The organism is Runella sp., assembly GCF_027484545.1.
In the GTDB taxonomy this organism is placed as follows: domain Bacteria; phylum Bacteroidota; class Bacteroidia; order Cytophagales; family Spirosomataceae; genus Runella.
The window spans coordinates 1-11,771 of sequence record NZ_JAIXST010000245.1 but is presented as its reverse complement, the minus strand read 5'-3'; the positions used below and the strand labels follow the sequence as shown (position 1 = coordinate 11,771).

At 43.3% G+C, this 11,771-nt stretch carries 10 protein-coding genes; 4 read left to right on the top strand and 6 right to left on the bottom strand.

Going from position 1 to position 11,771, the window contains the following annotated elements:
* Positions 1-182 precede the first annotated feature (182 nt).
* Positions 183-899, top strand: coding sequence for a hypothetical protein (locus Q0081_RS22280; protein WP_298358770.1), 717 nt, complete (start codon positions 183-185; stop codon positions 897-899).
* A 37-nt stretch (positions 900-936) separates the two neighbouring features.
* Here Q0081_RS22280 and Q0081_RS22275 read toward each other — a convergent pair whose 3' ends face one another.
* Positions 937-3,972, bottom strand: a complete 3,036-nt coding sequence (locus tag Q0081_RS22275; RefSeq protein WP_298358767.1) for an FAD-binding and (Fe-S)-binding domain-containing protein — start codon at positions 3,970-3,972, stop codon at positions 937-939.
* A 202-nt stretch (positions 3,973-4,174) separates the two neighbouring features.
* On the opposite strand from Q0081_RS22275, the gene prmA reads away from it, so the two are divergent.
* The 3 genes from prmA to Q0081_RS22260 all read left to right on the top strand — a co-directional run bounded on the left by prmA (position 4,175) and on the right by Q0081_RS22260 (position 6,641).
* On the top strand, positions 4,175-5,008 hold the full coding sequence (gene prmA / locus Q0081_RS22270) for a 50S ribosomal protein L11 methyltransferase (RefSeq protein ID WP_298358764.1): 834 nt from the start codon (positions 4,175-4,177) through the stop codon (positions 5,006-5,008).
* Positions 5,005-5,823, top strand: a complete 819-nt coding sequence (locus Q0081_RS22265) for an SDR family oxidoreductase (RefSeq protein WP_298358760.1) — start codon at positions 5,005-5,007, stop codon at positions 5,821-5,823. The genes prmA and Q0081_RS22265 overlap by 4 nt, the downstream gene beginning before the upstream one ends.
* Positions 5,824-6,128: 305 nt before the next feature.
* Positions 6,129-6,641, top strand: coding sequence for an RNA polymerase sigma factor (locus Q0081_RS22260; RefSeq protein WP_298358757.1), 513 nt, complete (start codon positions 6,129-6,131; stop codon positions 6,639-6,641).
* Positions 6,642-6,718: 77 nt separating this feature from the next.
* Here Q0081_RS22260 and murB read toward each other — a convergent pair whose 3' ends face one another.
* The 5 genes from murB to Q0081_RS22235 are packed head-to-tail and all read right to left on the bottom strand — an operon-like array spanning position 6,719 to position 11,580.
* On the bottom strand, positions 6,719-7,738 hold the full coding sequence (gene murB / locus Q0081_RS22255; RefSeq protein ID WP_298358754.1) for a UDP-N-acetylmuramate dehydrogenase: 1,020 nt from the start codon (positions 7,736-7,738) through the stop codon (positions 6,719-6,721).
* A gap of 45 nt (positions 7,739-7,783) precedes the next feature.
* Positions 7,784-8,977 (bottom strand): RsmB/NOP family class I SAM-dependent RNA methyltransferase, encoded by a 1,194-nt coding sequence (locus tag Q0081_RS22250; RefSeq protein WP_298358750.1) that lies wholly within the window; start codon positions 8,975-8,977, stop codon positions 7,784-7,786.
* 3 nt (positions 8,978-8,980) lie between these two features.
* On the bottom strand, positions 8,981-9,400 hold the full coding sequence (locus tag Q0081_RS22245) for a hypothetical protein (protein WP_298358748.1): 420 nt from the start codon (positions 9,398-9,400) through the stop codon (positions 8,981-8,983).
* Positions 9,401-9,409: 9 nt separating this feature from the next.
* The gene (locus Q0081_RS22240; RefSeq protein WP_298358745.1) at positions 9,410-10,642 is read right to left on the bottom strand and encodes a sulfite oxidase; all 1,233 of its coding nucleotides are present in this window, start codon (positions 10,640-10,642) and stop codon (positions 9,410-9,412) included.
* A 41-nt stretch (positions 10,643-10,683) separates the two neighbouring features.
* The gene (locus Q0081_RS22235) at positions 10,684-11,580 is read right to left on the bottom strand and encodes a LysR family transcriptional regulator (protein WP_298358743.1); all 897 of its coding nucleotides are present in this window, start codon (positions 11,578-11,580) and stop codon (positions 10,684-10,686) included.
* Positions 11,581-11,771 lie beyond the last annotated feature (191 nt).

Sequence of the window (11,771 nt, the reverse complement as noted above, 5' to 3'; positions counted from 1 at the left end):
GTGGACGCTAAAAGGTGCTCAACAAGTAGTCAATCTAAGAATTGCGTTAAAAAATGATGAGTGGGGCAAATTAGTCAGTCAAATAAAAATGGCAGCATGACAAACTTGTCCTACACCCAGAATTTATTAAAGGTACTGAGGTAAATTCTATTATTTCAATGCTATCTGGGCAGCTAAAACGAGTGCAATCAACTGAGACTGTTATAAAAGCAATGAGTGAAGTGGATAATAGAGTTATTATTCGAACGGAACAGTCGCCTTATATTCTTTATTTGGAAGGGGAGGACGATGAGCGATTGCTTTTAGCTTGGGCTGCTAACTTGGGGAAAACTGAAGTTTTTAATAAATTTTGTGTTTATATACTTGGAGGGGTAACAAAGATTGACATGAAAAGGAGAGCAGATGCTCACTTTGATGCTTTAAAACAAATAAACCCTAAAGTTCACCGAGTGATGTTATTTGATTATGATAATGATGAAACAGCATTTAATCCAGCCCTCGATAATCCTGTATTGAAAGAATGGAAAAGAAAAAATATAGAAAATTACTTATTGGTACCTATAGCATGGGAAAATGCTGTTTTAGATGCGCTAAATATTAATCAATTAGACCTTTTTAATAATAAATATGGAGAGATAATTGCCGATTTTTTTTCTGAACAAGGTATTTCATCATCACCACCTAAAGGCTTTACATGGACGAATGTAAAAGCAAATATTTTCCAAGCAGTTAATGGAAAAAAAATATTATTTGAAAATAAAGACTCTTTATTTCATCGCATAAAAGATTTAGATGATTTAAAGATAAATAGAGAGAAGGTGGCTATTAATATGAATGAAGAGTTAATCCATGAAGATATTATTGGTTTTTTTAATCATTTATCTACAATTGCTGAGTAACTCTCTCAAGGTATATAAATAATTAGCTGTCAGATAGTTAACTTTTCAACGCTTCCCATAAAATCTCAATTGGGTGTTTGGCTTTGCGGCCCGTTCCGTCTTTGATTTGGTGACGGCAACTGGTACCGGGTGCTGCAATAATCACGTCTTCGGGCTGTTGCCGTACCGTCGGAAAAAGGACCAACTCACCTACCTGCATCGAAAGTTCGTAATGCTCGCGCTCGTACCCAAACGAACCCGCCATGCCGCAACAACCCGATGGAATCAACTGCACGGAATAATTGGAGGGCAGAGACAACATTTTTTTGGTTGGCGTAAGCGATGCCAACGCTTTTTGGTGGCAATGTCCATGCAACTTGATTGTTTTAGGTTCTACTGTAAACTGTGGACTGTGAATTCTTTTAGTATCTATTTCGCGGGCAATGAATTCATCAAACTGCAAGGCATTTTTTGATAATCGGAGGGCGTCTATTTTAAGGTCCGCAGGTACCAAATCAAGGTATTCATCACGGAAAGTCAAGATAGCCGAAGGTTCAATCCCAATGAGCGGAGTTTCATCTGAAATTAAGTCTTTCAGTAGTCCAACATTTTGAATCGCAATCTTTTTTGCTTCTTTTACCAAACCTTTAGAAAGGTAGGTGCGACCGCTTTCGGTATGCTCGGGAATAATTACTTCGTAGCCCAGCTTTTCTAATAAAAGAATGGCTTTTTGACCAATTTCTACATCGTTGTAATTGGTAAATTCATCGCAGAACAGGTATAACCTCTCCCCCTTGCCCCCTCTCCTTTCAGGAGAAGGGGTAAAAGCTCCCTCTCCAGAAAGGAGAGGGCTGGGGTGAGGTTTTCTTTGCTTGTGCCAAGCCCGTAGCGTCGTATTATGCAGCATCGGCATGGTTCTGTCGGGGTGAAAACCAACGACTTTGTTGGCAATACGACGCAACGATTCATTTCCGAAAACCAAATTATAGCCCCAAGGTACCAAACTCGCCAAGCGCATTTGTTGGGAAAAATTAGCAATCAATCGCGACCGAAAAGGAACCCCGTTTTTGTCGTAATAGCTTTGTAAAAACTCCGCTTTCATTTTAGAAATATCTACACTCGACGGGCATTCCGACTTGCAGCCTTTGCACGATAAACACAAATCAAGAATCTCTTTGGTTTCTTCCGTATTTGATGCATCGGGCGTAGAGTCAGTATAAAAATGGCGCAACATATTTGCCCGAGCGCGAGTTGTGTCGCGCTCGCGACGTGTTGCCATGTAGCTGGGACACATCGTTCCGCCCGTTACCTGTGTTTTGCGGCAATCGCCGGAACCGCTGCATTTTTCGGCCAAACGCAGGATACTTTCCTGATTGGAAAAATCAAAAACGGTGTCAATTTTCAGCGTGACTTGGTCGGGTTGATAGCGTAAAAACTCGTTCATGGGTGGTGTATCCACGATTTTCCCCCGATTGAATATGCCTTTGGGGTCAAAGAGATTCTTCACTTCCCGAAACAACGCATAGACTTCTTCGCCCATCATAAAGGGAATAAACTCGCCGCGCAGGCGTCCATCGCCGTGCTCGCCAGAGAGGGAGCCGTTGTATTTTTTCAGCAACACCGCTGTATCCGCCAAAATGGCTCGAAATTTCGCTTTCCCTTCCGAAGTTTTCAGGTTGACCATTGGCTCCACGTGCAACTCGCCCGCTCCCGCGTGTGCGTAGTAGGAAGCATGTACATTATGTTTTTGAAGAACTTCGCCCAAATCAGCAATGTACTCGGGCAAATCCTCCACGGCAACGGCGCAGTCTTCAATTAGATTAACAGGCTGGGTATCCCCCGGCAAATTTCGTATCAATCCCAAACCGGCCTTACGCACATCCCACGCTTTTTTGGATTCGTCACCAAACAATAACGGATAAGCATAGCCCAATCCCTGTGCTGTCAAATCAGTCACAACGGCGCCGGCCATCGCTTCCACTTCGGCGCGGGTTTCTGCCCCAAATTCCACCATCAACATGGCCGCCGGGTCGCCTTCGATAAAAAAGCGGTTGTGACGGTATTCATTGTGTTCTTTGGTAAAATCCATGATGTATTTATCCACCAATTCCGACGCCAGCGGTTGATACTTCATAGCAACGGCATTGGCTAAAAGCGACTCGTGAAGCGAACTGCAATGGATACAAATCAGCCCGAGTTCAGCAGGAGGAAGCGGTAAAAGATTCAACTTGGCTTCGGTGATAAAACAAAGCGTCCCTTCTGAGCCAGCAATGAGTTTCGATAAATTGAAATCCTCTGTACCTCCAAAAGGAGCTGATTTCAGCAAGGCATCTAAGGCATACCCTGTATTACGACGAGTGACCGTTTTTTTTGGGAAATTTTCCTGAATTTTAATCTGATTGTCAGGGTTGGAAAGAATTTCAAAAATTTCACTATAAATCTCAGATTGCAAATCTGAATACTCTCGCGTCGGAATTGCAAATCCCGACGAGCCTTTTGTTCCCCCATTGGACGGTACGCCGCGCGGGGCAAGGGGGCTAAACATCATTTCACTTCCATCGCTCAACAGCGCTTTTACTTCCAACAGATGATCACGTGTAGTTCCCCAACTGATGGAATGAAGCCCGCAGGAGTTATTTCCAATCATGCCCCCGATCATGGCGCGATTGGCGGTAGAGGTTTCGGGGCCGAACATCAAACCGTAGGGTTTCAAAATAAAATTAAGATCATCACGAATGACGCCGGGCTGAACCCGTACCCAATGTTCTTGGGCATTGATTTCAAGGATTTTATCAAAGTATTTAGAAATATCTACTACAATACCGTTGCCCACCACTTGTCCTGCCAAGGAAGTGCCGGCTGCCCTTGGAATCAGGGTAATGTCGTGTTCGGTGGCAAAGTGAATTAGTTTTTGAATGTCTTGTATTGTACGCGGCAATGCCACTGCTACGGGCATTTCCTGATAAACCGAGGCATCAGTAGCGTACAATTTACGAATGGCTTGGTGTGGGATTGAATTGTCAAAATACAGTTCGCCCTCAAAAGTAGGGGACAATTGCTCAAAGGGTAATTGGGTATTGGAAACGTAAAACATCGGTCATGAATGGTTTATGCAAATGTAATTTAAAAATAGATTGGGCGTACCTTTGCTGCGTTGTGTAGGTAAGATGCCTGCGCGGCGCGGCCTGCAAATAGTCAGCGCCTAAGCGGTGGGCCGCAAGCCTGAAGGCTCACGCTATCAAAAGACTGTTGCTTTAAAAACTGTAAACTGTAGATTGTAAACTATAAACTGATTTATGCCTGCCAATTACTTTGAAGCGCGTTTAACGCTTAACCCCGATTTTAACGAGATCCTCATGGCCGAATTAGGCCAAATCGGTTACGAATCTTTTGTAGAAACCGACGAAGGACTTTCGGCTTATATTACCGAGGCTGATTTTGATTTGGCCCAACTCCAACAAGTTGTGGATGATTACCAACATTTGACCCCGATTACGTTTGCGTACGAGCAGTTGGAAACCAAAAACTGGAACGAAGAATGGGAACGTAACTATCAACCCATCGAAGTGGCCGGTCAAATTCGTGTACGAGCTTCGTATCATGCCCCTGACCCGGCATTTCGGTATGATATTGTCATTGACCCTAAAATGTCGTTTGGTACAGGGCATCATGAAACGACTACCTTGGTGATGGAACAGCAGCTTTCGCTCGATCACCACGATAAATCAGTCTTAGATGTGGGTAGTGGCACGGGAATTTTGGCGATTTTGGCCGAAATGCTGGGTGCTACGCGACTGACTGCCTTCGACATTGAAGAATGGGCGTATCTGAATGCAGTCGAGAATGCGGAGCTGAACGGCTGTAAACACATTACTGTTTTTCAAGGCACGATAGAGGATTGTCCTGCGGGTCTATACGATATTGTTTTGGCCAATATCAACCGCAATATTTTGTTGCGTGAAATTCCAATCTATGTCCAATTCCTGCAACCGGGCGGTACACTGATGGTGAGTGGCTTTTATGAATTTGACATCAATGATATTATCCAAAAAGCGGAAGAGGTTGATTTGAAATTAATTGCTCAAAAAACGCTCAATCAATGGGCTGTGATACGATTTGAAAAGCCATGAAAATCAGTATTTTAGGTTGTGGATGGTTGGGCTTTCCTTTGGCCCAATCATTTGAAAAACAAGGCCACAAAGTCAAAGGTAGTACTACTCGTTTAGAAAAATTGAGTGAATTGCGGCAAGCGCGCATCGAACCGCTATGGCTGCAACTCACTCCTGAGCCCAAAGGAATTGGGTGGGATTATCTGTTGGATTGTGACGTATTGATTGTCAATATTCCGCCAAGACTGGAAAAGGCCGGAAGGGGTTTTCACCCTGCTCAGATTCGCAATCTTGTCAACTTAATCAAAGACAGTTCCATAAAACAGATTATTTACGTTAGTTCAACGTCTGTTTACCCTGATCTCAATCGAGAAGTAAACGAAGAAGATATAACTATCCTGAGCCAATCGGCCTCACCCGCGTTGGTAGAGGTGGAGCAACTCATTCAAGACCTGTCTCAGTCTACGCTTATTTTGCGTTGTGGAGGCTTGATGGGCTATGAACGTATCCCTGCAAAATATGTAGCCGGCAAAAAAGACTTAACCACGGGTGAGATACCCGTCAATTATATTCACCGCGATGATGTCATTGGGGTCATCGAAGTTTTTCTTCAAGCTCCTGCCCTTTGGAATACTGTTTATAACGTGGTAGCTCCGCTTCACCCTACGCGCCGGGAAGTTTATTTGGCGAGTTACGCACCTTTTGGCTATAAGCCTCCAACGTTTAAGGAAAGTGGAATGAACCCTTTTAAAATTATATCTTCTCAGAAGTTGCAGAATGCCTTAGACTACTGGTTTGTTTATCCCAATCCTTTGGAATTCTTTTATCAGCTTTAATTTTTTGTTTAATGATTGTTTAATAAAAGTGAAACAAGAATCTATTTAGGCATTGTTTAACAAAAAGTACAATTCCGTTAGCTTGTTAAGGGAATTGTACTTTTTTGATGTGTTTGTGAGTTTCAAGGTTTTAATGGTCTTTTTTATGAGAATATTACTTTGTAATACGGCATGAAATATTTTTGATTATCATAGTAACCCGAATTATTATTGAAAAAAAACCGTAAATATTTTATAGAGCTATTGAAGTTTTGTTTAACTTTGTTGAAGTAAAGTTAAACAAAATAACCTCAACAAGCCAAACCATGACCGCAATTGAATTCACTTACCATATCGCAAAAGTTTCAAAGTCTTTGAAGCCGTTTGCAATGCGTCTTACCAAAGACAGCGAAGATGCCAATGATTTGTTACAGGATACGCTTTTGAAGGCGTTTACTAACCGCGACAAATATGCCGATGGGACTAACTTGAAGGCATGGTTGTACACCATTATGAAGAATACGTTCATCACCAACTATCAAAGAATGGTGAGAAAAAATACATTTATAGATTCAACGGATAATTTTCATTACATCAATTCCCTCGAAAGCAGCACCGATAACGAGGCGTATTCCACCTTTGCCATGGATGATATCAACGGAGCGGTAAATGCCTTGGAAGAGTCATATCGTACGCCTTTTATGATGCATTACCGGGGATTCAAATACCATGAAATTGCCGACCGGTTACGAATTCCGATTGGAACTGTTAAAAACCGAATTCACATTGCGCGTAAAGAATTGAAAGACAAGCTATATGTCTATGCACATGCATATTAGTAAAGAGACTAAAAATGAGTTTAAATTAAAAAAGAGGAAGGTGTTGAAAAGTTGGCCGGGTTTTCGGTCAACCTTTTTTATACAAAATTGACTTCCGTATGAAGATAAATTCCAAAGCGCTCTTCTACCGAAGCTTGAATTTTTTCGGACAATTGTTTGATTTCCAGTCCTTTCCCGCCGCTATAATTAACCAATACCAAGGCTTGGCGGGTATGTACACCAATAGTTCCGAAGCGTTTTCCTTTCCATCCGCATTGCTCGATCAACCAACCCGCAGGAACTTTCACGATTTCTTCATTGATGACATAACCCGGAATATCGGGATATTCACTTTTAAGGATTTCGTACTGTGAAGCAGGGATTTCGGGGTTTTTGAAAAAACTGCCGGCGTTGCCGATTTCGGCTGGGTCGGGAAGTTTACTGCGACGAATTTTAATGACAGCCTCACTGATTGCTTTAATCGTCAATTCTTTAACGCTCATTTGTTCGAGCGTTTTCTGAATATCGCCGTAGGATAGGTGAAGAACAGGATTTTTATCCAACCTAAACTGAACGTTACTGATGATGTACTGTCCTTTTACTTCGTTTTTGAAAACACTGTCACGATAGCCAAAACGACAGTCAGCATTGGTAAATACCCGTTTTATACCCGTAGAAATATCAACTGCTTCCAAACGGTCGAAGGTATCTTTGATTTCGACTCCGTACGCACCGATGTTTTGCATGGGCGCAGCTCCTACAGTTCCGGGAATAAGCGATAGATTTTCGATGCCTCCCAAACCGCGTTCTACGCAATACATTACAAATTCATGCCAGTTTTCACCCGCTCCTACGCGTAACCATACATGATTTTGGTCTTCTTTAACTGTCTCAATCCCTTTGATGTTGATTTTAATGACCAAACCGTTGAAATCTTGGGTAAGCAGAAGATTGCTGCCACCGCCCAAAATAAGTTTAGGAAGCGATTGTATGTCGGGAAGCTGGAAAAGTGTTTGAATATCCTGGTCGTTATCAACTTCTACTAAATACCGGGTCGAAACATCTATGCCGAAGGTATTGTACGATTTAAGTGAAACGTTGCTTTGAATAGTAAGCATTTTAGTGTGTAGGTTCCTGTTGCAAATAACGCAAAAAATGGGTTTTTACAAAGCTTTTGTTAAAGTAGCCATGTAAAAACCGTCAAATCCATCGTGGGCCGGTGAAGTGCGCGATTCGGTGGAAAGTTGCCATTTTGAGCCTTGTTCCTTTAAAAAACGTTCGACCTGTCGCTCGCTTTCAGAAGGCAAAATACTACAGGTTGCGTATACTAATTTACCGCCAGGTTTTACCATTTGCGAATAATTAGACAAGATTTCGTATTGCGTTTGCCGAATTTGATTCAGAAAGTCAGGTTTAATTTTCCATTTGGAATCGGGATTTCGGCGTAAAACGCCCAAACCTGAGCAGGGCACATCCAACAGTACGCGGTCGGCACTTTCGCGGAGACGCTTGATGGTTTTGGCTTCGATGACGCGCGTTTCTACGTTGCTGACTCCATTGCGACGGGCGCGACGACGCAGTTCGTCCAACTTCCATTCTTCAACATCCATCGCAATCAATCGACCTTGGTTTTGCATCAATGCCGCCAAATGAAGTGTTTTTCCGCCCGCACCGGCGCAGGCGTCAATTACCCGCATTCCGGGATGAACATCAAGCGCGGGCGCAATCGCCTGCGAACCGGCGTCCTGAACCTCAAACAGACCGTTTTGAAAGTATTCGGTTTGAAAAACATTCTTCTTTTCCTGCAAAATCAGTGCTTCGGGAAATTTAGCAAGGAGGTTGGTCAAAATTCCCTGCGAAGCTAAAAGTTGACGTAACTCAGTCGGGGTGGTTTTGAGGGTATTGGTACGCAATACCACAGGCGCCGTTTGATTAAGAGCGTGCAGTTCTTCCTCCCACTCTTTTCCCAGTTCAGACGAGCCAATTTCGTCTAACCAATCGGGAATGGACTCACGGACTTTGCGAATTTGCTTCGCTTCTTCGTAAGCTTTGCGGATGGATTTGGGGTCAATGTGGGCAAATTCAGGCCAATTGGGCAATTCATTTCCTTTCAGCACTTGCCATGTTGCAAAAATATCGGAGTAAGTAGCTTGGTCGGAGGGTACAACAAATTCCAACAAACGCCACCAACGGACAATTTCGTAGGTATTTTCAGCAATAAACCCTCGATCCCGGGCACCCCACTTGCGGTTGGACTTGAGAACCTGTTCAATAACTTTATCGGCCTGACGGCCTTTTTCAAAAATTTCGCCAAGGGAAAAAACAATCGCCTCAACTAAAACGCGGTGATATTTCATAATTTATTTCTCCAACTTATACCATTTTACATTACGCAGCGGCTCCCGCCGCGAATAGGCCGATTGATTGGGGGCGTAATGTTTTGCCAAATAATCCAATACCGGTTTTTCCGATTCTCCCAAATCCCACAATTTATGATTGCGCTGCATCCAACGAATTTTACTCAACCATTCATCACGCGTAAATCGGTGTTGCAAAATCAACATAGGAGAATGACAGCCCGTACACTGCGCTTTTACCAATGGCAAATTGGAGTCGAGTGCCAAGCCCGTTGCGGCGTCGGTGGAATCAATGACCGGGCCGCCCGTGCGGGGAATGAGTGGGTGAATGAGCGAATGTTTTTCGCTTTTGCTGATTGCTGCCGCAAATAGGCCAAGCACTGCAAAGCTAATGGCTATATTTAAAAAGTTAGTTTTCATCATTTCTTTGGGTTAAACCACTTTTACGGCTATTCTGTGACAGGCATTGTTGAGATAACCGCCGGGATTCCATGCAGGAATTACCATCGGTTGACTGACTCCATTTGCATCGGTAGCGCGCGCCCATACTTCGTAATAGCCTTTTTTCGGAAGTTGTATTTGTGCCGACCAATGCTGCCAAGCCAAGCGATTTTTTGGCGCTTGAAGTGAACATTTTTGCCAAGTAGCGCCGTAATCAATCGAAACGTGGAATTCTTTTACCGCTACATCTCCCGCCCATGCGTGACCGCGCAGCGAAAGTGCTTTTCCCAACTCAACCATGGCACCCGTTTTGGGAAAAGTAATCAGTGACTTGACAGGCATGGATTCGATAATCCGAAAGTTTTCGGGCGTTTCTGCCAACTTTTCGCCCGGTGGAATGGGCTGACGCGGTACTCGGTAACTATGCCCTTCCATTTTAGCGCCATCGTGTTCTTTGTTACGTACCGAAATCGTATGTAGCCATTTTCCGGAGACAGATGCCGGCCATCCACCTACAACCAATCGCAACGGAAACCCGTGCATCAATGGCAACTCCTGACCGTTCATCGCCCAAACGACGAGCGTTTCATCTTCCAATGCTTTTTTGATGGGTACTCCGCGAGAAATTACAACTTTATTCGGGTCGCGGCTGGGGTGAAGGTCTTTGCCATAATAACCAATGTAAACGGCATCATCTTTCAAGCCCACATCGTTAAGAATATCTTTCAGACGTACGCCTGTCCATTCGGCACAACTTACGGCGCCTTGGTCCCATTGATTACCGGAGGTTTGCGGTACAAATCCCGAACGACCATTGCCGCCGCATTCCAGTACCAATTGATAAGTATACGTTTTAAATTTAGATTTTAAATCGCTGATTTTGTATGTCTTAGACGTTTTGACTGATTCGCCTTTGATGGTAAGAGTCCAAGTACTCGGGTCTATTTTTTCTTCGGGAACAATGCCGTTGTTACGAATAAACATACGTTCTACGGGCGTAACGGCATCGTCTAATAAATGCGGAGGTGTTTCAACATTCCAAGGCTTATCGCTCAATACTATCATGTCGGGGTGTTTGCCCTTCAAGCCCTCGTCTAAGGCAAGCGGAACATGATTTTTGGGCATATTTTCGGCAAAAACAATTTCTGTACCGACAATCCCTGCCAAGGTGGTCAGGGCACTTTTCTTTAAAAAACCACGACGGTTTTGGAAATCAGCGTTCATGTTGTTGGTTATGATGGGTGAATCCTGAATTTTCTTTATAGTTATTTTTTACTGTATTCCCGAAAGGCAAAACGCATAAATGATTCTGCCATGGGCTCGGGTTGTCCTTGCAAATGAATCAGCCAGAACTTTCTCAATAGCTTCAATTCTTTCACTTTAATTATCTTTAATTGTCCTATAATGAGTTCTTTTTGAATGGAACGAACGGACAAAAAGGCCATGCAATTGGCGTGTTCAAGAAAAGATTTGATGCTCTCAGTCCCTCCCAAGTGCATAATAATTTGCAGCGAAGATAGTTTTAAACTGTGTTCTTTTAAGGCACTTTCTATCACTTCCAATGTCCCTGAGCCGCGTTCGCGCAAAACGAGTGGAATTTGGGTAAGTTGCTCTATGGTAATTTCCTCCGGTTGCGCCAATTTGCTTTTACTATGTACCACCGCTACCAATTCATCGTCCATAAAATCAACGTATTTAATGCCCGAATGATGTTTTTTGCCTTCTACAACACCTAAATCAATTGCGTGAGATAAAACGGCATTTTCAATCATTTCGGTATTTCCGTTGAGCAGTGACAGTTCCACTTGGGGGAATTTCTCGTAGTATTTTGCCAACAAAGGCGCAATCAGGTATTGTCCAATCGTGGTACTTGCCCCCAGTCGAAGCGTGCCGCTGTGTTTGGCCTGTAAAGTCCCTAACTCAAACGCCGCTTCCTGATATAAATGCAATATCTGAACCGCGTACCGTTTGAGCAAATCACCCGCCTGAGTAAGATACACCGCGTTGCCTTTTCGTTCAAACAATCGAGTACCATATTGTTGTTCCAGTTCTCGGATATGCTTCGTAACGGCGGGTTGCGTAATAAACAATTCTCCTGCGGCCTTGGTAAAGCTAAGGTGTTGAGCTACGCTGCAAAATACTTTTAGTCGAAAATCGGCCACAATGAAAGAAACTTGGGTTGATGTACAAAATAAATAGAAAATGAGGAATAATAAGCCTATTTCTCAGCGAAGCAGGGCTTTTTCATAAAACAGTTTAACTTCTTGCAAAACAGCTCTTTGCCTTGTGTCTATCAAAGTTAAAATCTTCTCTGACGAGCCTTATATTATTTGTTATATTCTTTTTTGGTATT

Coding starts and splice junctions, on each gene's coding strand:
- Q0081_RS22265 (WP_298358760.1), top strand. CDS start 5,005: ATGAAAATCAGTATTTTAGGTTGTGGATGGTTGGGCTTTCCTTTGGCC.
- murB (WP_298358754.1), bottom strand. CDS start 7,738: ATGCTTACTATTCAAAGCAACGTTTCACTTAAATCGTACAATACCTTC.
- prmA (WP_298358764.1), top strand. CDS start 4,175: ATGCCTGCCAATTACTTTGAAGCGCGTTTAACGCTTAACCCCGATTTT.
- Q0081_RS22250 (WP_298358750.1), bottom strand. CDS start 8,977: ATGAAATATCACCGCGTTTTAGTTGAGGCGATTGTTTTTTCCCTTGGC.
- Q0081_RS22260 (WP_298358757.1), top strand. CDS start 6,129: ATGACCGCAATTGAATTCACTTACCATATCGCAAAAGTTTCAAAGTCT.
- Q0081_RS22245 (WP_298358748.1), bottom strand. CDS start 9,400: ATGATGAAAACTAACTTTTTAAATATAGCCATTAGCTTTGCAGTGCTT.
- Q0081_RS22240 (WP_298358745.1), bottom strand. CDS start 10,642: ATGAACGCTGATTTCCAAAACCGTCGTGGTTTTTTAAAGAAAAGTGCC.
- Q0081_RS22275 (WP_298358767.1), bottom strand. CDS start 3,972: ATGTTTTACGTTTCCAATACCCAATTACCCTTTGAGCAATTGTCCCCT.